This window comes from Iamia sp., from assembly GCF_035575815.1.
Lineage (GTDB): Bacteria > Actinomycetota > Acidimicrobiia > Acidimicrobiales > Iamiaceae > Iamia.
Genome location: NZ_DATLXO010000033.1, coordinates 14307 through 33943, shown reverse-complemented (window position 1 = coordinate 33943; position 19637 = coordinate 14307). Strand labels below are relative to the sequence as shown.

The following is a 19637-nucleotide window of genomic DNA, read 5'->3' as shown; positions in this document are numbered from 1 at the left end:
GTGGGCCCGGACGGAGTGACGGCAGCCGCTCGAGGGCGGGCTGCGGCATCATGGGAAGTCGTCCGTCTTCAGTTTCTCGTCTCTCGCCGCGGTGGAGCCGAAGCTGGACTCAGGTCGATGCGATGGCTGATCAGTGGCTGAAGCGTCGGCAGCAGCAGTGGTGAGATCAAGGGTGGCTGGGCCTGCACACTCTTGGCCGGTGGCTGTCATCCAACCGGTGGCGATCCCATCGTCGATGTCATCTACCAACCCGCACCACCGAGATGTGACCTACCGGCCTGTCCGGCTCGTCATCGAGAAATGCGGTCCAGGCCTGCTCCTCACCGTCTCGGACGATGAACTCCTCGGTGGGCCCTGACCACGGCCACCGGATCGGGTAGCCCGAGGCGACTGCTTGCGCCGCTAAGACCTCGCACAGTACCGGCAGGTCGTCGGCGGTGCGCGGACGGACCTCGATCACTGCGCCGACCGTACGTCCCTACGGGTCGTGCTCCTAACAAGATTGGCGCCGTAGGAGTGGCCCACGAGATACACATCCGTCTCGGCAGTCTCCACCACCGCGGCCACGTCCTCGCCTTCGACGAAGCTCACCGCCGACCACGATCGAGCCCGGCGGTAGTGCTAGGTCGACTGGCTTCGACCCCCCGGGGGGGCAGGTCTGGACGTAGATGCGAATCACAGTCAGCCGTCGAGGTTGTTCTTCGCCGGGCTGGTGGCCCTGGCGGTGTCGGCGTCGTGGCCGCTCGACACCATCGGTGACGGCTATCTGTTCAGCGTCCACATGATCCAGTACCTGGTCATGACCCTGATCGCGGCGCCGCTGCTGCTGGCGGGCATCCCGGGGTGGCTGTTGCGCGAGCTCACCCTTCCCGTCCGCCCGGTCCTGGCCCGACTTGCGCGTCCGCTCGTGGCCCTGGCCGTCTTCAACCTGGTGCTGGTCGTCAGCCACTGGCCGGAGCTGGTCGAGGTGTACGTCACCAACGACGTCGCCCACTTCGGGATGCACGTTCTGTGGGTGGGTAGCGGACTGCTGTTCTGGCTCCCGGTCCTGAGCCCCATCCCGGAGTACCCCCGCCTGTCGGAGCCACTGCAGATGGGCTACCTGTTCCTCTCCTCGGTGATCCCCACGTCCCCGGCCTCGTTCCTCACCTGGGCCGACGGGCCGTTCTACGACGTGTACGCCAACTCTCCCCGGCTGTGGGGGCATCAGCGCCATCACCGACACCCAGGCCGCCGGACTGGTCATGAAGCTGGGCGGAGGGATCCTCCTCTGGTCGATCATCACCGTCATCTTCTTCCGCTGGGTCGGCACCCTCCCCGGCGACCGGGCCCCGACCTCCCACCCCGATGCTGTCCGGGCAGGGACCGAGCCTCGTGGTGCGACCAGCGACGAACCACCAGGGCGGCACCTTGCCAAACTCACCCCGACTGATATATCTTCACAGATGTGAAGACATCAATGACAACTCCCGAGGCCCCGGCGATCGTCGAGGACAGCTGTGCCGTGCGGTCCGTTGATCCCGGGCGGGTGGCGGCGACGGCGGAGACGCTGATCGGTCGGGATGAGGCGGCCCGGTTGGCCGAGGGGTTCAAGCTCCTCGGCGATCCCAACCGGGTGCGGATCCTCTACGCCCTGCTGGAGGGCGGGGAGCTGTGCGTGTGTGACCTGGCTGCGGTGGCGGAGGTCCCGGAGACGACGGTGTCCCACGCCATGCGCCTACTGCGGACCGCCGGCATCGTCCGCAACCGGCGCGACGGCCGGATAATCTACTACCGCCTCGACGACGCCCACGTCCGCCTGCTGCTCGACCTGTCCCGTCAGCACCTGGCCCACCAGGACGGTGACTCGTGAGCGAGCGCGGCGGGCGAAACGGGCAGTACCGGCCTTGCGAGGTCGGAGCGGGCCCGGTGAGCGGAGGCGGCGGCGTTTCTGGGCACCGCCTTCGTGCCGAGGGCGTGGGCTCGGTCGGCGACGGGGTGGTGCACCGGTGAGCGGCGATCACGACCACGGTGCGGGGGCGTTGCGGGCCGGGGCGCGCCACCAGAAGCGCCTGGCCATCTCCTTCGTCCTCATCTTCGTGTTCTTCCTGGTCGAGGCCGTGGGCGGGCTGCTGACCAACTCGCTGGCCCTGCTGTCCGATGCGGGGCACATGCTGACCGATGTGATCGGGCTCGGGATGGCCCTGGCGGCCATCCAGCTGGCGAGTCGCCACAGCCGACGGTCCGATGCCGGGCAGAACACCTTCGGCATGTACCGCCTGGAGATCCTGGCGGCCTTCGTGAACTCGCTCCTGCTGTTCGGCGTGGCCATCTACGTCCTGATCGAGGCGGCCCGTCGCATCACCGGCGACGCCGAGGTGCTCGGTATCCCCATGTTGATCGTGGCCACGCTTGGCCTCGTCGTGAACGTCATCGCCTTCCTCCTGCTGCGCCAGGGGTCGAAGGAGTCCATCAACGTTGAGGGCGCCTACCTCGAGGTCCTGGCCGACACCCTCGGCTCGATCGGGGTCATCGTCGCCGCCATCCTGCTGGAGCTGTTCGGCTGGACCTGGGTGGACCCCGTCGTGGGCGCAGGGATCGGGCTGTGGATCCTGCCCCGCACCTGGCGACTCGGCTCCCAGGCCGTGCGCATCCTGCTCCAGGCCGCACCCCCCGAAGTCGACCTGAGCGCACTGCGGGCGGAGCTGGCCGCGCTCCCAGGCGTGGTCGGGGTCCACGACCTCCACGTCTGGACCCTCACCTCGGACATGGAAAACGCCTCGGCCCACCTCGTCGTCGACGACCTCGCCGCCACCCACGGTGTGCTCGACCAGGCCCGGGCCCTGCTCCAAGACACCTACGAGATCGCGCATGCCACCCTCCAGGTCGAACCCGCTGATCACCAAGGCTGCGACGAGGTCTCCTGCTGACCGACACCGATACCACCGTCGCCTTTCTGGATCTGGCCCGGTTCACCACCCTCACCGACGTCCACGGCGACGCCGCCGCCCTCGCGGTCCTCGACCAGCTCATCGACGCCGTCGACGGCGCCCACCAGGGTCAGGCCCGCCTGGTCAAGACCCTCGGCGACGGGGTCCTCCTCACCGCCCCCACCCCCACAGATGGGATTGCCGTGGCCGTCCGCGTCGTCACCGCCTTCCACGACCACGACGGGCTACCCGAGATCGCCGGTGGCATCACCCACGGCCCCGTCGCCGAGCGCGGCGGCGACGTCCTCGGTCACACCCTCAACCTGGCATCGCGGCTCTCCGATGCCGCACCGGCATCGAGCCTGTGGGTCGCCGATACGGTGGCCCGGGCCGCCGCCGACGCCGGTCACAGGGTCGACCGCTCGGCCCGGTGGAGCTCCCCGGTGTCCTCGACCCGGTCGACGCCTACAGCCTCACCCCCTGCGGGCACGACCAACACACGACGGTCACCGACCCGGTCTGCGGCATGCGCATCACCCCCGGCCCGACCACCCCACACCTCGACCTCGGCGACCGCCGCCACTGGTTCTGTGCTGAGCACTGCCGGGCACGGTTCACGCCAGACCCGCAAAGACAGGACGTCGTGCCATGACCGCCACCGCCCTCCTCCAGGCCGTCGGTCCGGGCCCGGTCGACCAGCCAGAGGTGTGCGGACCGACGTGACGTCGGCTCGCTGCGCCGTTGGTGCTGGCCGAATCAGACGCCGAGATCACCGTGATCACTGCCGTCAACGACGCCCGACCGCTGCATCCTCGGAAGGAGAGAGATCATGATCCCAGCGAAGAGAGACACTCCGAACGGCACGCTGGATCTCGACCGGCCGCCACCAGGCGGTCCCACGGCGACCCGTACCCCCTCGGCCTCGAAGCCCGACACCGAGGCAACGGTGCCCGTACGTGACGTCGATCTCCATCGCCACTTCGCAGGCGTTCCGAAGTACTTCGTCGCCGACGACATCGTGATGAGCCACGAGTTCGCCATGCTCTCGGCCACCTTCCCCGACGGGAGGACTACTTCGTCCGCTCCGTCGCAGCTGTCCGCGATCGCATCGATGACGATCGCCTCGCCGAGGCCGTCGACGGCTTCATCGGCCAGGAATCGATGCACGGCCGGGAGCATCGAGCGTTCAACCGTCACCTGTCCACGATGGGCTATCCCCGGCATCCATGGCGTGTGGTGAAGGGGCTCGGCCGGCTTCTGCGCTCGCCCTTCCTGTCGGTCGGTGCCGTCGGGCAGCTCGTCCAGTACCAGCGCCGAGGGTTCCACCCCAACGACCGGGACACGTCTGAGCTGGTGACGCGGTGGCGCCATGAGCTCTTCGGATCAGTCGACGAGGCGACCGCGACCGACGGGGCCGAGAGTCGTGTCGGGAGCGATGCCAATCGACGAGTCGCGCGGTCGGGTCAGGGCCAGAACGGCGGGCCAGTCAACGGCCCTTCGGCCCGTCTGACAGGCACCGATGCCACAGGGCCGGCGACATGACCGTCTCCGAACCTGCCCATGACATCATCACCCATGAGGCGGCGCGGGCCAAGCTCGTCCGGCGGGGGCGCTGGCTGGCCTGGTTCACGATCGCGTGGAACGCAGTCGAGGGGGTGGTCGCCATCGCTTCCGGAGTCGCAGCCGGATCCATCGCCCTGGTCGGCTTCGGCGTCGACTCCTACGTCGAGGTCTTCGCCGGCTCGGTGATCCTCTGGCGACTCGCCGCCGAACGCCACGGCCGGGCCGTGTCCGACGTCGCCGAACGCCGCGCCGTCCGCCTCATCGCCGCCACCTTCCTCGTCCTCGCCGTCGGCGTCGGCATCGAGTCCCTCCGCAAGCTCGTCAGCGGCACGCACGCCGAGGAGAGCACCGTCGGCATCGCCCTTGCGGTGGTGTCACTGATCGTGATGCCGCTGCTCGCCCGGGCCAAGCGTCGGGTGGGCGAACGCCTCGGCAGCCGGGCCGTCACCGCGGACGCGACCGAGACCACCCTCTGCGTCTGGCTCTCGGCCATCCTCCTCGTCGGCCTGGTCGCCAACGCCGCCCTCGGCTGGTGGTGGGCCGACCCCCTCGCCGCCCTCGGCGTCGTCTACGTCGCCGGCCGCGAAGGCATCGAGCACTGGCGGGCCGATGAGCTCGACGACTGCTGCTGACCCCGACCCTGGGAGCCCCTCGATGATCCGCCGCCCCGCACCCCTTCTCCTCGCCGCTGGCCTCGCTGCCGCCACCATCCCGGTCGTCCGGCGCAGGGAACACGACTACGAGACCATCGACGACCTCCGGCCCTCAACCGTTGTGGGCATGTATGCCGCCTACGGTGCCCACACCGTTGCCCTTGGGCCAGGGCGTCGGTGTGGCAGCCGACGTCGTAGCTGGCCCGGCGGGGTTTGGGAGAGCGCCCGAACCCGAGGAGGTCGACGGCGACGCTGCGGCGACCGGCCAGCCGGGAGACGACTGCGTCCCAGTACCGCCCCGACGCACCCAGTCCATGGACGAAGACCACGGCCGGGCCTCGCCCACCGGTCTCGTCGGTGTGCAGAGGAGCGGGGCCAGAGAGGCGTCGAAGGACGAGGAGGTACAGCGCGACCGACGCCCCGGCAGCCGTGAGCAGTGTGAGGGCCGTTCCCGCGCTTGCGGCGCGAGTCACGCTCGTCCCCGTCCCTCGACCCGCCACCGCCGGGCTGAGCAGGTCGGCCACGAGCGCCATCAGCACGATGCCCGAGACGCACAGGACCGGCAGTGGCATCGGCTGCCCGGCGCGCCACGTGTAGAGCGTGCCGACTGCGAACACCACGGCCACGGCGGCGAGGAGGACGTGCGCCAGCCAGCCCACACCGGCGCCGTGTCCCCAGGCGATCCGCGAGAGGCCGACATCGACGACCACGATGGCCGTGGTCAGCGCCGACGATGCCAGGCCGCGACTCCACGGCCTCGGACCTCCGACGGCGGACACTCGACCAGTCAACCACCGAGACGTGGAGAACCCACCCCGGGTGGGTAGGGTCAGCCCATGAAGCCCCAACATCAGGTCGCCGTCCTCCGCCGACTGAAGAACGCTCGGGGCCACCTCGACGGAGTGATCCGCATGGTCGAGGACGAGGTGTACTGCCCTGAGGTGATGAAGCAGCTCTCCGCGGTGCAGGGCGCGGTCCAGGGCGCGAACCGTTTGATGCTGCGCAACCACCTCGAGACCTGCGTCGCCGAGGCCATGCAGGCCGGGCGCACGGCCGAGATCGTTGACGAGCTGGTGGAGGCGCTGCGCTTCGATCCGGGGCCACCCGCCCTGGGGCTCGAACCGGTCCCCCACGCCGGGCCCGGCGTGTCGGCATGACCGCGACCCAGCCTTCCGACACCGACAACTCGCAGGGGCGCCGTGCTCGACCTGAGGGTCGAGGGCATGACCTGCGGGTCCTGCGCCGCCCGGGTCGAGAAGGTGCTGGGCCGCCAGGACGGCGTCCGCGAGGCGAGCGTCAACTTTGCCACGGGCAAGGCCCACGTCGCCTACGTGCTTCGGTTCGAGCCCGCCGACCAGGACCAGTTCAGAGGGGCACGGAGGTCCCAAACGTGACGTCAGCTGGCGACGGGGGGCATCGCTTCCGGTGGCGGGTCCGGCATGATGGTCGCGCTTGGCGCCGCTCCGCTCGACCGGTTCCGGCTGCCTGTCCCGCCGGCCGATCGGCGCCCACACGCGGCGCGCACGAACTGGTGACCACGGGCGTTGATCACCGGTGACCGGGTTGGGGGCGGGAGGTCCGAGGCGACGGGTGGAAGGGGGGGACCGCTGCGTGGAGGTGTTGGTCATCGGTGCGGGCCAGGCCGGCCTGGGCGCCGGCTTCTGGCTGGCGCGACGGACTTTGGCTTCGTTCCTGATCGTCGACGCCGGACCGCGGCCCGGACAGAGCTGGTGTGACCGTTGGGACAGCCTGAGGCTGTTCACGCCCCGGCGGTTCAGCGCCCTGCCCGGGCTGGCGTTCCCGGCCGGGCCCAGCCGGTACCCGACGAAGGACGAGATGCAGGCGTACCTGGCCGCCTACGCCCGCCGCCACGACCTTCCGGTCGAGCTGGACACCGCCATCGAGGTGGTCGAGCCATCCGAGGGCGGAGGCTTCCTGGCCCACACCGCGGGTGGCACGATCAGGGCGGGCCACGTCGTGATCGCCACCGGCCCGTTTCACGGGCCGGCCCTCCCCGCCGCGGCCGCCGGGCTCGACCCTGAGGTGCGGCAGCTGCACTCGTCGCAGTACCGGCGGCCGGCCGACGTCCCGTCCGGCGAGGTCCTGGTCGTGGGCGGCGGCAACAGTGCGGCGCAACTGGCCTGTGAGCTGGCGGTCACCCACCAGGTCACCATTGCCGCCCCTCGTCTGTGGTATCTGCCGGACAAGATCCTCGGCGTCAGCCTGTACTGGTGGATCTATGCCACCGGCATCCTCAACGTCGGCACCGACTCCCGGGTTGGCCGTCTGATCCGACAGCGGGGCGACGCGATCATCGGACGGCAGCTGGCCCGGCTCATCGCCGACGGCACCATCCGGCTCCTCCCGCACCGCGTCACCACCGGCCACGGCAGCACCATCGGCCTCGAGGACGGAACGAGCGTGACACCGAGCTCGGTGCTGTGGTGCACCGGCTTCCGGCCCCACTACCCGTGGCTGCGGGTGCCCGGTGCCCTTGATGTCGACGGCTCGCCGCGCCACGAGGGCGGCGCCTCGCCCGTGCCGGGCCTGGCGTGGATGGGATTGCCGTGGCAGACCCGGCTGAACTCCTCCATTGCCGACGGCATCGACCGCGACGCCAAGGCGCTGGTGAGCCGTCTGGAATCCCAGGGCCTCACCTCCGCAGCCCGGCGGGCTTAGCCAGCCTGAGGCCATGTGAGCCGCCAACCCCTACCTCTGGGTTTCATACCCACCCCGGGTGGGGTAGGGTGGGACCCTATGAAGGCCGAGCATCAGCGTTCTGTTCTCAACCGGTTGAAGACGTCACGTGGTCATTTGGATGGGATCGTCCGGATGGTTGAGGAGGACGCGTACTGCCCGGATGTGATGAAGCAGCTGTCGGCGGTCCAGGGATCGCTGGAGCGGGCGAGCCGGATCATGCTGCGCAATCACCTCGAGACGTGCGTGGCGGCGGCGATGGTGGCGGGCCGGTCCGACGAGATCGTGGACGAGCTCATGGAGGCTCTGCGCTATGACCGGACGGCGACCGGGCCGCTCCCTGAGCCCGCCGGCGAGAGTGCGTGATGGGCGCCAAGGCAGCGGAGGAGGGCCGCTTGGCCGACTCCTCCGGAGTGGTCGAGCTGGTCGTGTCGGGGATGACGTGCGGGTCGTGCGCCAACCGGGTGGAGCGGGTGTTGTCCCGCCATGAGGGCGTGAACGATGCGGCGGTCAACTTCGCCACCGGGCGGGCCACCGTGCACCTTGACCAGGCCCGGGTGGGTGTGGGTGATCTCGTGGAGGCGGTGGCCAAGGCCGGGTACGGGCTGGCGCCGGTGGCCGAGGCGGGCGACACCGACCCGGAGGCATCGGAGGCCAAGGCCCGAAACATGTGGCTGCGGCGGGTGGCGGTGGCGTGGCCGCTCGCGGCGGTCGAGCCGCGCACCGTCGGCCGTGGTGACCGGCTCCCGACCGGGGGTCGCTGAGTGGCGTCCGATCTCACGCCTCCGATGCCGGCCGATCCCACCAGGGAGGAACGTCGAGCCGAGAAGGCCCGGCTCAAGCTTCAGCGCCGGAACCGTCGCAAGCTGGCCAAGCAGGGCCGCAAGGGTTCGTACAGGAACATGAAGGGCAAGGGACCCGGGGGCAAGAGCGGCAAGAGATGACCGCAGGGGACCAAGACGTCTCCGGCCAGGGCCGTCTGGTCGAGCGGGTCGTGGTGAAGCGCAACAACCCGAGGTTCATCGATGTCCACGGGCACTGGTGGATCGAGATGGACGGCGTCGAGAGCTACGGGTGGTGGCCGGTGCGCCCCGTCAGCCTCCGCGACGCCGTCCGTGGGGTCCCCGGCGTGCTGAACGGGGTGGGTGGCCAGGACGGCGGTACCGGCACGGTCGACCCCCGTCACGGCGAGCCGGCCGACCACGCCTTCCATCCCGTCCTCCTCGACGACCGCACCGACGACGATGTCATCGACGCCGCCCGCCGCTTCGCCTCAACGTTCTCCGGCGGGTGGCGGTGGTCGCCGCGCCCGACGGTCAACTGCCGCTCCTTCCAGTCCGACCTTCTGGCCGCCGCCGGGCTGGTCGTGCCCGACGGGTACGGCCACACGGGCGGGGTCGGCTGCCCCTTCCTGGCCTCACCCCGCCGGTGGCGTCGCCAGCTCGCCCGCCGGTGTCCGGCCGGCCGTCCACGTCTGGTGGCCCGCGGGGCCCTCGGCGCCATCGTCGTGGGGGTAGGCCTTTTGGTGTCCGCACGGGGCCCGAACCTCACGGTCAGCCCCCGCGCGGTCGACCTCAGGTGGCGACGGTGATCGTCCGACCGGCGAGAACTGCCTTACCGACGCGCCGGGCCCTGGTCGCGGTGTGGGTGGCGGCAGCCGCCGCATTTGTCGTGCTGGTCTCGGTGGCCCAACGGTTGGAAGGCCCGCTCGACGACCCCGACCAGGCCGAGCAACGCGTCGGCTTCGTCGACGAGGGCCCCCTTCCCCGCCCGGCCCCGATGGTGACCGACGGGATGCCGGCGGGCGGACGGCCCACCGTCGTGTTGTTCCTGCGGCCCGCCGGCGCGGCCGCCCAGTGCCGGGACGTGAGCCGCCGGGTCTCGCCCACCGCTGCCTTGGTGGTAGTGCTGGCCGGCCCGGCGTCCTGCGTAGGCATCCCGGCGGTGCTGGTGGACCCGGAGAGGCGCACGGCCGTCGCCTACGGCATGCGGTCCCCGGCCGACGGCGGCCCACCCGTCGGTTACGCCGTCGTCGACGCCGAGACCCGGATCCGCTACCGGACCCTCGACCCTGATCCGGCCGCCCACAGTCGCGAGATCACCACGATCCTGGGAGCCCTGTGACGGCGGCGGCCGTCAGAGTCAGGGGCAGTTGGCGGCTGTGCGGCTGGTGCGCCGCCGCGATCGTCCTGGAGGCGGGCCTGTACGCCTCCTACCGCGGGCACGACGCCCGATTCCACTGGTTCACCCACTTCTTCGTCGGCGCCGCCACTGCCCTCGCCGTGATGACGATCGTGGTCCTGCGCTGCCGGCGACCGGTGGCCCGACCCCTGGTGTGGCCGATGGCCGCCCACGTCGTGGCCATGGCCCCCGACCTGGCGTTCACCGCCGGCTACGCCCACCAGCGGTGGATGGACATCTTCCTCGGTCACATCACCGTCCACTTCGTCCCCGGCCGCAACTGGACATGGTTGATCGTCTTCCTGACGTCCCTGGCCGCCTACCTCGTCGCCCTCGACCGGACCCGAAGCCGGGTGGCAGCACCATGACCGAGGTTCACGAGAGCAACAGGGAGCACCGACGGTGCGGGGATGGGACTTCCGAAAATGCCGGCCGAATGGGCCCGGCGAAGGAACAGTCGTCGATGCTCACCGTCCTTCTCGTGTTCGGCGCACCAGTAGCGATCCTCGCCGCGACCGTCGGCGAGATCGAGATGGTGCCCGCCAAGGACCCCGGCCGACCCCAGCGGGACCCTCCCCGAACGCGGAGCCCATCGCCGGGAGCGGCGCCCCGTGGACTCGTCTGACCGCCCGTGGAACCCCACCCCGGGTGGGGTAGGCTAACGATGTGAAGGATCACCACCAGCGCAACGTGCTCAACCGCCTCAAGCGCCGACGGGCGGTCCGCACCACCCGGGAGGCCAGCAGGCAGCGACCGATCCCGTATGTGGATCTGGAGGCCCTGTGGACCTTTGGGGACGGCTTTCAAACCCTTCCGAGATCCTCGAAAAGCTCGCTGACCAGGGGTGGAGCGGTCCAGCAAGGCATCCCGGTGCGGTCGTCGGGGCGGTCGAAGGACGCCATCTTGACCCCACGGCCAGATCCCCGGAGCAAAGGGGACGGCTTTCAAACCCCGTGCAACGAAGGCTCTCATCGGCCGAGGTCGACGAACTCGTCACCCAGCACGCGAGCGGGGTGACCATCAACGAGCTCGCCCGCAACTTCGACATCCATCGCACGACCGTCATGAACCACCTCGATGATCGCAACGTGTCGCGACGCCAACTTGTCCGCAAAATGACCGACGAAGAGGTCGCCACCGCCGCGCGCCGTTACGGCGAAGGCCTGTCCCTCGCCGCGGTCGCGGCCGAGTTCGAGGTCCACGCCCGAACCCTCGCCCGGGAGTTCCACCTTGCAGGACTGCCAGTGCGCCCCCGCAACGGATGGCCAAACCGGGACTGATCAGACCGGAGTCGATGGTTGCGCCCACCGCATCGATGGGTGCCCGATCAGTATCTCACGAACATGCGTTCAGGACAATCCGCTGGGACGGGGGCAGATCATCGCCGACCCGTGGCCGCCGAGGCGTGATCGTCGAGACCATCTGCCCGCGGAACTTGCCGATACCGACGCGATATCACTGCGCTCGTCAGCGTTGGTGGTGGTGTTCGACTGCGTTGGCGTAGGTGACCTCGAATCGCGTGACGAGCCCGGTCCACGAGAGGTTGGCTCGGGCGTGAGCGAGGGCGTTGGCGCCTCGCACGGCGATTTCGGATGGCTCGTTCACGATCTGGGTCAGGACGGTGGCCAGGGCGCCGGCATCATCGGGCGGAACGAACCAGCCGGTGGGCTGGTCGGGGTCGACGTTGATCATGTAGATCAGGCCCCCACTTCGACAGGCGACTACGGGCAGACCGACTGCCATGGCCTCCAACGGGACCTGCGGGTAGGGGTCCTCGACCGAGGGGACCACGATCGCATCGCAGGCGCCCAACCCATCGGGCAGGTCGTCGTGGCCCCGCCAGCCGGTGAAGAAGATGCCGTCGGCTCCGACCTCGTTCGCGACGGTGACCGGGTGCTCGCCCTCCCATTCGCCGGGATGGCCGCCCCAGATGACGAGCGAGCCCCGTCGGGTGAACCCAGCGCGGGCGCGGGCGAAGGCGCGGATCAGGGCCGGGACCCGCTTGAACCCGAGGAATCGTCCGACGTAGAGCAGCACCGTCGCGTCATCGTCGGCTCCCAGCAGGCGATCGAGGTCGGCTTCGTTGTACGCGAGCGATCCAGGAGGGCCGGACTCGGTCCAGCCTTGGGGATCCTCGACGAGTACCCGGCGGAACACCGCACGGCGTGCGCCGGGCTCGTCTGGCTGCGGGTGGAACCGGTCGACGTCCACGCCGTTGGGGATGGCGGTCACATCAGCGGGTTGGACACCAAGCAAGGAGATGGCACTGTTGCGGTTGAGTTCGGACACGGTGATCAGGTGGTCGGCGACCTGAGCCTGTCGGCGCATGCGAGAGGCCCAGAACTCACCGTGGAGCCACGACCCCCACCGGGTGGTGCGGAGCAGCTCGAGTTGGGTGGCGTCCAGGTAGCGCGCCGGATCGACGAGCGTCGTCACCGCCCGGGGCATGGACGCCAGGGTTTCGCCCAGCGCCGCCGCCAGCGCCACCCGGTCATCGATCCCTGCGATCAGCTTCATCTCGGTGCCATGCAGATGCACCACCACGGGCACGGTGGGCCAACGGTGGTGAGCGGCGTCGAGCTGGGGCGTGAGGTGGTGGAGGTGGAACACGCTGGCCTCTTCGGCCCCGCCGTCACGGAACAGGTCCAGCCACCCATCCGCCAGGTGACCGGCCAGTCGGGGCGGGACGGCGGCGAACACCACATCGGGAACCCCGACCCGATCCTCATACGACGGGTGCATAGGTTCCGGCGCGGCGATCGCGTCGAGCCCGGAGCGAAACTCCCTGGCCGCAGCCGTGGAGTCGAGGTGATGCACATCGAGCCCGTCGAAGAACGTCGGCGCGTGCGTGTCGTCACCCGCAACGCCCAACGACCCCGCTACGACCGACACCGCCCATTCCGCATGGATGAGGGCCGGGCTCAGATAACGGACCACGTAGGCCGACCCGCCACGCGGGTAGAAGAGAAGCCCCATCACGACCCGCTCGGACAAGCTGGATGAAACCACTGGTCATGCTCCCTCGCTAGGCGGTGCCTAGGGGAAGGGCCGAGTCGGGGCGCTACACAGCGACGGACGACAACCAGAAGACACCCCGACCCTACCGGTGTGCCCACACCCTGAGGGTGTGCCGCACGAACAGGTGACAAGTGATCTGTGGTGACGATCTGGCCCGACGAACCCTTCGTCTCGTCTTTCGAACCCTGCCCCTGACCAGGGGAAACAGGACGATCTTGTTGTGTTTTCCACAACACTAGTGGGCCGTAAGGGATTCGAACCCCTGACCCCCTGCGCGTCATGGGGATCGAGCCCCTCTACGTGACTCTGCCCACCTCTACGACGGACGCATAGTCCCAGGTCAGAGCGCATGCGGTGTCTGTGACCGTCTACGGCGGGCTATCGGACTCTGCGCCCATTGGCTGCCAAATAGGCTGCCAATCCGAAGGGCACGCACGGGACCCATGCGTCGGCAAGGGTCGGTGTCCGGAGGCGGCTGCACGAGCACGGCTGCTCGTGGGCACCGAGTGCTCGGGCCGCGAACCCTGATGAAAGCCTGATGGCGTGAGGGTCTGTTGCGTTGAGCGGCGAGGCGTGTCCGGGGCGAGGCTGCAGGTATGCGTCGTCGTGCTTGGCCTTGCCCGCTCCCCAGTGCCTTGGCAGGGTTCCGGCATCCGCCCGAGGTGATCATGTTGGCGGTGCGCTGGTACCTGCGCTTCGGTCTCTCGTACCGAGACCTCGAGGAGCTGCTGGCCGAACGCGGGATCGAGGTCGATCACGTGATAGCAGCACGCCAACAACCGGGTCGAGGCCGACCACGGCCGGCTCAAGGCCAGGACCGATGCGAGGCCTCCAACGCAACCGGACCGCTGGGCTGATCATCGGGGGCCACGCCTTCATCCAGAACCTCCGGCGCGGCCACTACGAGCTCGGCACCTATGCACGCCCCGGCCTCAGGCTTGCAGCGGCGTTCGACGAGCTCGCACGACACGTTTGACTCTCACACGCGACCCGATGAGCCCGACGAGCGCCCCGGTTCCCGCCAACGCAACAGTGCCGGCGCCGCTACGGTTGCGCCGCAATGTGGAAGACGCTGTCAAACACGTGCGTCCGGTGAACTCCCATCCCGGTTCCGGCGGACCGCTGGCGTGGCGACGGCTCTCGACCACGCGGTTCCCGTCGGGAGACGTGTCGACAGACGCGCCGCACCGGTGACCGGGGATGGGGGAGACGCGCCTGCGCGACTACTGGGAGTCACCCCGCTGGCGGATCATCGGTGCCAACGGGATGCTGAGCGCGAGCGGTCTGCTCACCGGGCCGATCCTCGCCCGGGTGTTGGGACCGTCGGACCGTGGCGTGCTGGCCTACCTCGTCGCCGCCACCTTCCTGTTCTCCATCTTGGCCACGATGGGCTTCGAGGATGCGGCAACGCTCACCATCGCCGAGGGCAAGGTGTCGGTGGGCCAGCTGCTCCGCCGGAGCCTGCTGCTCGCGACACCGGTGAGCGTCCTCTCCGCTGCGGGGGCCGTCGCGTTCCTCCCGGGACAGTTCGATGCCCATCGGAGCATCGTCGCCGGGCTCCTCTTCGTCGGGATTCTGTTCGGTGCCCTCAGCCTCATCGTGGAGGGAGCCGTCACCGGCACTCGGCACCTCGAGCCGATCGTGGTGCGGCGGGCGGCGAACGGAGCGTTCCGCGTGGTCGTCGTCCTGGCGCTCCTCGTCGCCGGGCGGCTGAGCATCGTGACCGCCTTCGTGGTGCAGGTCGCGGTGGTGTCCTCAGGCGTGCTGCTCCTCCCGGCACTGCGCTCCGTGGGCGCCGGCTCCAGAGATGGGGCCCGCGAGCTGGGTCGGCTGGCGACCCGGATCATCCCGACCCTTTTCGGGTCGCTCGTCCTCATGCGGGTCGACCAGCTGTTGTTGCCGCACGTGGCGCCGGTCTCCCAGCTGGGGTACTACGCCGTGGCCGTCACGGTGGCCGAGGTGCCGCAGTTCCTCTCGGGAGCGACGCGCCAGCACCTGTTGTCCCAGCTGACGGGCACCCCCGCCTCGGAACTCCCGAGCCCGACGACGATCTTCCGCCAGCAGATGGGGCCGACCGTGGCGCTGTCGGCCCTGCTCCTCGTCTGCTCACCTTTCGTCATCCCCCTGGCCTTCGGCGAGCCCTTCCGCCCCGCGGTCCCGGCCGCGGTGGTGCTGTGCCTGGCCCAGGTCTTCCTCGTCGCCACCAACGTCTTCGACGCCGTCCTCGTCTCCCTGCGCCACGTCGGCCTCAGCGCACGCACCCAGTGGATCGGGCTGGTCGTCAACGTGGTGGCCATCGTGGTGCTGGGCCACATCGGCGCCCTGGGAGCGGCACTGGCCGCGTTGATCGGATATGGCGCGGCGACCGTGGCCGGGATGCGCTACGTCGCCCGTATCCGAGGGCCCGAGCCCGCGTCCGCCTGAGGGAGCACGGGGGGTCTGTTGCGTTGAGCGGGGGCATGCGGCTGAGGTGAGGCTGCAGGGATGCGACGACGTCGAGTTCGCCCGTGCCCGCCCCCCCGGCGCCTCGCCGGCTTCCGGCATCCGCCTGAGGTGATCCTGTGGTGACGGTGTCGAGTGGCGTCTCGGCACCGAGGGCTTCGGCGAGGTGATCCAAGGCCTTCCCGTAGACGCGCCTCGTGCCGGGGGACAGATCCTTCTCGGAGATGAAGCGCCGGATGGCGGCGGCGATGGTGAGACTGGGGCGGAGCGCGATCACCGACCCGTTGCGGGTCGTCACCGGTCGCGGCTGTCGCAGAAAACGCGTGGCCGTCGGGTGGACATCGCCGAGGGGTCAGCAGAGGGTTTCGCCGCAGCCGAACGGGAGCGCCTGAGCGAGGCTGAAGCCCAAGCCCTGTTCGACGCCGCCGCCAACGGCCGCCTCGGAGCATCGGTCATCGTGATGATGCTGCTCGGCCTCCGGCCGGGGGAGGCAACAGGTGTGCCTGCCCGACGCCGCCACGTCCACTCTGCGGCACCACCGTGCCGCCCAGGCCCAGGAGCGTCTCACGGCGGGACCTCACTGGGACGACGAGTTGGACCTCGTCTTCACCACCACGGTGGGCACCCCGATCGACCCCGCGAACCTCCGGCGCACGGTCAGGGCGATCGCCGCGTCGGCCGGGATCACCAAGCCCGTCAACCCGTACGACCTTCGCCGCACTGCCATCTCCCTGCTGTCCCACGTTGGAGTGCCGGGCGAACGTGTTGCCGACATCGCGGGCAACGACGCGAAGACGGCGATGAGCATCTATCGAAGGCCGGTCGCGCCGGTGGTCGAGTACGCCGCCGAACCGATGGACAACCTTGGTAGGGATCACCGAAGACTCCCCAGACTCGATCACTGAAGTTCCCCATCTTTGAGAGGGGTGGTGGGCCCGTTGATGGTCCACCAACCGGGCGGGGGGCTCCCCGACGCTGACGGTTCCAGCCGATCAGCACGAGGAGCCCCCCGCCCATGTTCTCAAGGAGTGAAGACGTGGAAGTTCATGCCCTGGCCAAGCGGGGATGGTCGATCTCGGCCATTGCCCGTCATCTCGAGTGCGACCGCAAGACGGTCCGCTCCTATCTCAACGGCGAGCGGGAACCCGGTGTGCGCCGGTCCTCGGCCCCCGACCCGCTGGCCCCCTTCGTCGGCTATGTGAAGGCCCGCTTCGTCGAGGACCCGCACCTGTGGGCCTCGGCGCTGTTCGACGAGGTCGTGGCCCTCGGCTACGGCTGTTCGTACCCGAGCTTCGCCCGCCAGCTCCGGGCCGCCGCCCTGCGCCCGCACTGCGAAGCGTGTGCCGGGGTCCGCGGGCGGGAGACCGTCGAGATTGACCATCCCGCCGGCGAGGAGATCCAGTGGGACTGGGCTGAGCGTCGCCGGGCACCTTGGGGTGGCACCTGCTACGGGTTGCTGGGGACGCTCGCCCACTCGGGGCGCACCCGTGAGGTGCTGTGCGAGTCGATGGACCAGGCGCACCTGATCGAAGCGATCGACAGTGTCCTGCGCCGCCTGGGGGGAACGGCGCGCCACTGGCGCACCGACCGGCTGGCCACGGTCATCAAGCCTGGCACTGCTGAGGTGCAGGCCAGCTTCGCCCCCGTAGCCAAGCACTACGGCGCCATCGTGGTGCCCTGCCCACCCCGGCGGGGCAACCGCAAGGGGGCCGTGGAGTGCGGGGTCAAGTTTATGTGCGGCCGGTGGTGGCGCACGATGACGGCCACCACCCCTGAGGAGGCCCAGGTCAGCCTGGACCGGTTCTGGGCCACCACCGGCGATGGGCGCCTGCGTCCACCGGGGCGCTACGCCGAGCCCGGCGAGCTCGCCCCGAGTGAGCGGCCGAGGTGGCCAACGGTCGGGGAGCTGGCCGACGCCGAGGTCCTCATGGCGCTGCCCCCAGCGCCCTATCCGGCCACCGTCGAGGTCACCCGCACCGTGGAGGACCGGGCCAGCGTCGCCTTCCGGGGCAACCGCTACTCGCTCACCCCGGGGATGGGCGGGATGGAGCTCGTCGTGCGCCACCGCCTTGGGACCGCCACGCTGGAGATCTTCAGCCCGGCCGGGATGCTGTTGGTGTCTCACTGCCTGGCTCCGCCGGGAGCGGGGTCGATGGTGCGCACCCCTGAGCACCGGGGCGCCCTGGAGAAGGTGGTGCTGGGCCAGTTCTCGACGGCCCGGCCCTGTGACCGCAAGGCCAACAAGCCGCCCGGGGCGGCGGCGATCGCCGAACGGGCGAAGCTGCTCGGGTCGGGCGGCGTGGACCCGACCGTGGACCTAGACCAGATGGCCGAGGTCATCAGCCTCGCCTTCCCAGGGACCACTGAGACCTCTGGGGAGGTGTCGGCGTGACCGATCGCTCCGACTACCAGAAGCTGCGGGCCCACCTGGCCTTCCTACGTATGGGGGCGGCGGCCGAAGCGTTGCCCGCCCTGTTGGACGAGGCGATCAAGACCAAGCTCACCAACCAGGCGTTCCTGGAACGGCTCCTGGCGGTGGAGGTCGACGCCGTCGACGAGCGCCGGCGGGCCAGCCTGGCCCGCTTCGCCTCGCTGCCTTCCCCGTTCACCTTGGCCGACTTCGACTTCGCCGCCCAGCCGTCGGTGGACCCGAAGCTCATCGCCGAGCTCGGAACCCTGCGCTTCGTGGAGGACGCCACCAACGTGTTGCTGATCGGCCCGCCCGGGGTCGGCAAGACCATGCTCGCTGTCGGCCTCGGCCACGCCGCGGTGGCAGCCGGGATGCGCACCTACTACACGACGGCGGCCGAGCTGGCCGCCCGCTGCCACCGAGCCGCCATCGAGGGGCGGTGGGCCACCACCATGCGCTTCTACGCTGGCCCCCGCCTACTCATCATCGACGAGGTGGGCTACCTGCCGCTGCCCGCCGAGGCGGCCGCTGCCCTGTTCCAGGTAGTGAGCCAGCGCTACCTCAAGGGCAGCATCGCTCTGACCACCAACCTCGGCATCGCCAGTTGGGGCAAGGTCTTCAACGACGACCCCATGGTGGCGGGGGCGATGCTCGACCGGTTGCTGCATCGCAGCGTGGTCATCAACATCAACGGCGACAGCTACCGGATGCGCAGCCACCGGGCCCGGGCCGAAGCGACCCGCAAAGCAGTGGCGGGGCCATGACCGTCATCCTCACCTGCCCGGCGTGCACCAAAGCCCACCACGCGCCCAGCTTCGCCACCGACCCGCACTACTGCTCGATCGCCTGCTACCACATAGGTCAAAGCCTTGACCGGCCCGAGATCCCGTCCTGTCACGATGCCGTCACGATGACCTGCCCCATCTGCCAGCACTCCTTCACACCCCCCACCGGCCGCCAGAAGTTCTGCTCCGACGCCTGCCGAGCCGCCGCCTACCGTCGACACCGAGACACCGCCAGACCACCGCTCGTCGCCCCGCGAACCCAGCCCCGGCGTCCGATCACGGTCTATGAGTGCAACACCTGCAGCGGACGAGCGGTCGGCGAGCAGCGCTGCGCCGACTGCACCACCCCCATGCGCAGCGTCGGCATCGGGGGCAGCTGCCCATGCTGCGACGAGCCCATCGCCGTCGCCGAGCTCCTCGCCGAGGAGGTGATCACCCGCCGCTGATATACGCTCACCACCAGCTCGCCGCTCCGCTCGACACCCGGGGAACTTCGGCGATCGACAGTGGGGAATTTCGGCGATCCGCAGCAGCACTACGGCGCCACCGAGTGGATGCCGCCCGGGGCAGTATCCGAGTGGCCGAGTCGGCCACCCATGTTCGAGGTCAAGGTCTCGTTCTCGGCCCGCCCAAGTCTGCCGCCGGCCGTCGGACGGTGACCCTCCCCCGGGAGGTGGCCGACGCCCTCGCTGGCCATCTCGCCATGCACGCCGAGCCCGACCCGGACGGCTTGGTATTCCCTGGTCCGGCCGGTGGCTACCTGCAGCGAAACAACTTCCGGGCCCGCACCTGGCTCCCCGCCTTGCGGGCGGCTGGGATCGAGCATCTTCGCTTCCATGACCTGCGTCACACCCATGGGACCATGAGCGCGGCCGCGGGAGCGGACATCAAGACGCTGATGGCCCGCATGGGCCACACGTCGCCCCAGGCCGCCTTGATCTATCAGCATGCTCAGCCCGAGGGCAGGGTCGCGGGTCTC

Annotated in this window: 24 protein-coding genes and 2 pseudogenes; 20 read left to right on the top strand and 6 right to left on the bottom strand. The window is 69.8% G+C overall.

From position 1 onward, the window contains the following. Positions 1–238: 238 nt before the first annotated feature. On the bottom strand, positions 239–460 hold the full coding sequence (locus VNL12_RS02790) for a hypothetical protein (protein WP_325591310.1): 222 nt from the start codon (positions 458–460) through the stop codon (positions 239–241). Positions 461–694: 234 nt separating this feature from the next. Between VNL12_RS02790 and VNL12_RS02785 the strand changes: the two genes are divergently transcribed. The 3 genes from VNL12_RS02785 to VNL12_RS02775 all read left to right on the top strand — a co-directional run bounded on the left by VNL12_RS02785 (position 695) and on the right by VNL12_RS02775 (position 2909). Beyond that, entirely contained in the window at positions 695–1432 is a 738-nt protein-coding gene (locus VNL12_RS02785) for a cytochrome c oxidase assembly protein (protein ID WP_325591308.1), read from the top strand. 27 nt (positions 1433–1459) lie between these two features. Continuing rightward, on the top strand, positions 1460–1852 hold the full coding sequence (locus VNL12_RS02780) for a metalloregulator ArsR/SmtB family transcription factor (protein ID WP_325591306.1): 393 nt from the start codon (positions 1460–1462) through the stop codon (positions 1850–1852). Between the two features lie 136 nt (positions 1853–1988). Further along, the gene (locus VNL12_RS02775; RefSeq protein WP_325591304.1) at positions 1989–2909 is read left to right on the top strand and encodes a cation diffusion facilitator family transporter; all 921 of its coding nucleotides are present in this window, start codon (positions 1989–1991) and stop codon (positions 2907–2909) included. Here VNL12_RS02775 and VNL12_RS02770 read toward each other — a convergent pair. Then, complete coding sequence (locus VNL12_RS02770; protein WP_325591302.1) at positions 2879–3148, bottom strand: hypothetical protein; 270 nt, start codon at positions 3146–3148, stop codon at positions 2879–2881. The two genes, VNL12_RS02775 and VNL12_RS02770, sit on opposite strands and share 31 nt — an antisense overlap. 517 nt (positions 3149–3665) lie before the next feature. Then, positions 3666–4106 carry a hypothetical protein gene (locus VNL12_RS02765; protein ID WP_325591300.1) on the bottom strand — a complete coding sequence of 147 codons (441 nt, stop codon included), beginning with the start codon at positions 4104–4106 and terminating at the stop codon, positions 3666–3668. On the opposite strand from VNL12_RS02765, the gene VNL12_RS20775 reads away from it, so the two are divergent. Together VNL12_RS20775 and VNL12_RS02760 are read left to right on the top strand one after the other, a co-directional pair. Continuing rightward, complete coding sequence (locus VNL12_RS20775) at positions 4017–4451, top strand: metal-dependent hydrolase (RefSeq protein WP_349257786.1); 435 nt, start codon at positions 4017–4019, stop codon at positions 4449–4451. The genes VNL12_RS02765 and VNL12_RS20775 overlap by 90 nt on opposite strands. After that, positions 4448–5104: a cation diffusion facilitator family transporter gene (locus VNL12_RS02760; protein ID WP_325591298.1), complete on the top strand. Its 657-nt coding sequence runs from the start codon at positions 4448–4450 to the stop codon at positions 5102–5104. Before VNL12_RS20775 ends, VNL12_RS02760 begins: the two co-directional genes overlap by 4 nt. Here the strand turns inward: VNL12_RS02760 and VNL12_RS20770 are convergent. Beyond that, positions 5041–5658, bottom strand: a complete 618-nt coding sequence (locus VNL12_RS20770; protein ID WP_349257785.1) for an alpha/beta fold hydrolase — start codon at positions 5656–5658, stop codon at positions 5041–5043. The two genes, VNL12_RS02760 and VNL12_RS20770, sit on opposite strands and share 64 nt — an antisense overlap. A 303-nt stretch (positions 5659–5961) precedes the next feature. On the opposite strand from VNL12_RS20770, the gene VNL12_RS02755 reads away from it, so the two are divergent. The 8 genes from VNL12_RS02755 to VNL12_RS02720 all read left to right on the top strand — a co-directional run bounded on the left by VNL12_RS02755 (position 5962) and on the right by VNL12_RS02720 (position 10371). Further along, positions 5962–6282, top strand: a complete 321-nt coding sequence (locus tag VNL12_RS02755) for a metal-sensitive transcriptional regulator (protein ID WP_325591297.1) — start codon at positions 5962–5964, stop codon at positions 6280–6282. 42 nt (positions 6283–6324) lie between these two features. Then, positions 6325–6519: a heavy metal-associated domain-containing protein gene (locus VNL12_RS02750; protein WP_325591296.1), complete on the top strand. Its 195-nt coding sequence runs from the start codon at positions 6325–6327 to the stop codon at positions 6517–6519. A gap of 217 nt (positions 6520–6736) precedes the next feature. Then, positions 6737–7804, top strand: a complete 1068-nt coding sequence (locus tag VNL12_RS02745; RefSeq protein WP_325591294.1) for a flavin-containing monooxygenase — start codon at positions 6737–6739, stop codon at positions 7802–7804. A 78-nt stretch (positions 7805–7882) separates the two neighbouring features. After that, on the top strand, positions 7883–8188 hold the full coding sequence (locus VNL12_RS02740) for a metal-sensitive transcriptional regulator (protein WP_325591293.1): 306 nt from the start codon (positions 7883–7885) through the stop codon (positions 8186–8188). Then, positions 8188–8586, top strand: a complete 399-nt coding sequence (locus VNL12_RS02735; RefSeq protein WP_325591292.1) for a heavy metal-associated domain-containing protein — start codon at positions 8188–8190, stop codon at positions 8584–8586. The genes VNL12_RS02740 and VNL12_RS02735 overlap by 1 nt, the downstream gene beginning before the upstream one ends. A gap of 176 nt (positions 8587–8762) precedes the next feature. Next, the gene (locus VNL12_RS02730) at positions 8763–9413 is read left to right on the top strand and encodes a hypothetical protein (protein WP_325591290.1); all 651 of its coding nucleotides are present in this window, start codon (positions 8763–8765) and stop codon (positions 9411–9413) included. Then, positions 9410–9946 carry a hypothetical protein gene (locus tag VNL12_RS02725; protein WP_325591289.1) on the top strand — a complete coding sequence of 179 codons (537 nt, stop codon included), beginning with the start codon at positions 9410–9412 and terminating at the stop codon, positions 9944–9946. Before VNL12_RS02730 ends, VNL12_RS02725 begins: the two co-directional genes overlap by 4 nt. Next, positions 9943–10371, top strand: coding sequence for a hypothetical protein (locus VNL12_RS02720; protein WP_325591288.1), 429 nt, complete (start codon positions 9943–9945; stop codon positions 10369–10371). Before VNL12_RS02725 ends, VNL12_RS02720 begins: the two co-directional genes overlap by 4 nt. Positions 10372–10971: 600 nt before the next feature. Here the strand turns inward: VNL12_RS02720 and VNL12_RS02715 are convergent. Together VNL12_RS02715 and VNL12_RS02710 are read right to left on the bottom strand one after the other, a co-directional pair. Further along, positions 10972–11205, bottom strand: a complete 234-nt coding sequence (locus tag VNL12_RS02715; RefSeq protein ID WP_325591286.1) for a hypothetical protein — start codon at positions 11203–11205, stop codon at positions 10972–10974. 265 nt (positions 11206–11470) lie between these two features. Beyond that, the gene (locus VNL12_RS02710; RefSeq protein ID WP_325591284.1) at positions 11471–12997 is read right to left on the bottom strand and encodes a glycosyltransferase family 4 protein; all 1527 of its coding nucleotides are present in this window, start codon (positions 12995–12997) and stop codon (positions 11471–11473) included. 692 nt (positions 12998–13689) lie between these two features. Between VNL12_RS02710 and VNL12_RS02705 the strand changes: the two are divergent. From VNL12_RS02705 to VNL12_RS21135, 7 genes and pseudogenes are all read left to right on the top strand, one after another. Beyond that, positions 13690–13779 (top strand): annotated as a pseudogene (locus VNL12_RS02705) (IS6 family transposase); the annotation flags it as partial. A 442-nt stretch (positions 13780–14221) separates the two neighbouring features. After that, positions 14222–15445: a lipopolysaccharide biosynthesis protein gene (locus VNL12_RS02700; protein WP_325591282.1), complete on the top strand. Its 1224-nt coding sequence runs from the start codon at positions 14222–14224 to the stop codon at positions 15443–15445. Between the two features lie 515 nt (positions 15446–15960). Continuing rightward, positions 15961–16368, top strand: coding sequence for a tyrosine-type recombinase/integrase (locus tag VNL12_RS02695; RefSeq protein ID WP_325591281.1), 408 nt, complete (start codon positions 15961–15963; stop codon positions 16366–16368). A 131-nt stretch (positions 16369–16499) separates the two neighbouring features. After that, a complete protein-coding gene (locus VNL12_RS02690) occupies positions 16500–17855 on the top strand; it encodes a hypothetical protein (RefSeq protein WP_325591279.1) in 1356 nt (451 codons plus the stop codon). Further along, the gene (istB, locus tag VNL12_RS02685) at positions 17852–18637 is read left to right on the top strand and encodes an IS21-like element helper ATPase IstB (RefSeq protein ID WP_325591278.1); all 786 of its coding nucleotides are present in this window, start codon (positions 17852–17854) and stop codon (positions 18635–18637) included. The genes VNL12_RS02690 and istB overlap by 4 nt, the downstream gene beginning before the upstream one ends. Next, positions 18634–19104: a hypothetical protein gene (locus tag VNL12_RS02680; protein WP_325591277.1), complete on the top strand. Its 471-nt coding sequence runs from the start codon at positions 18634–18636 to the stop codon at positions 19102–19104. The genes istB and VNL12_RS02680 overlap by 4 nt, the downstream gene beginning before the upstream one ends. Next, positions 19041–19604, top strand: a pseudogene (locus VNL12_RS21135) (site-specific integrase); the annotation flags it as partial. The gene VNL12_RS02680 and the pseudogene VNL12_RS21135, both read left to right, overlap by 64 nt. Positions 19605–19637: the final 33 nt, after the last annotated feature.

Bases quoted from the DNA above. Each gene is read 5' to 3' on its own strand.
- VNL12_RS02780 (WP_325591306.1), top strand. From the start codon at position 1,460: ATGACAACTCCCGAGGCCCCGGCGATCGTCGAGGACAGCTGTGCCGTG.
- VNL12_RS02760 (WP_325591298.1), top strand. From the start codon at position 4,448: ATGACCGTCTCCGAACCTGCCCATGACATCATCACCCATGAGGCGGCG.
- VNL12_RS20770 (WP_349257785.1), bottom strand. From the start codon at position 5,658: ATGGCGCTCGTGGCCGACCTGCTCAGCCCGGCGGTGGCGGGTCGAGGG.
- VNL12_RS02755 (WP_325591297.1), top strand. From the start codon at position 5,962: ATGAAGCCCCAACATCAGGTCGCCGTCCTCCGCCGACTGAAGAACGCT.
- VNL12_RS02740 (WP_325591293.1), top strand. From the start codon at position 7,883: ATGAAGGCCGAGCATCAGCGTTCTGTTCTCAACCGGTTGAAGACGTCA.
- VNL12_RS02735 (WP_325591292.1), top strand. From the start codon at position 8,188: ATGGGCGCCAAGGCAGCGGAGGAGGGCCGCTTGGCCGACTCCTCCGGA.
- VNL12_RS02730 (WP_325591290.1), top strand. From the start codon at position 8,763: ATGACCGCAGGGGACCAAGACGTCTCCGGCCAGGGCCGTCTGGTCGAG.
- VNL12_RS02700 (WP_325591282.1), top strand. From the start codon at position 14,222: ATGGGGGAGACGCGCCTGCGCGACTACTGGGAGTCACCCCGCTGGCGG.
- VNL12_RS02680 (WP_325591277.1), top strand. From the start codon at position 18,634: ATGACCGTCATCCTCACCTGCCCGGCGTGCACCAAAGCCCACCACGCG.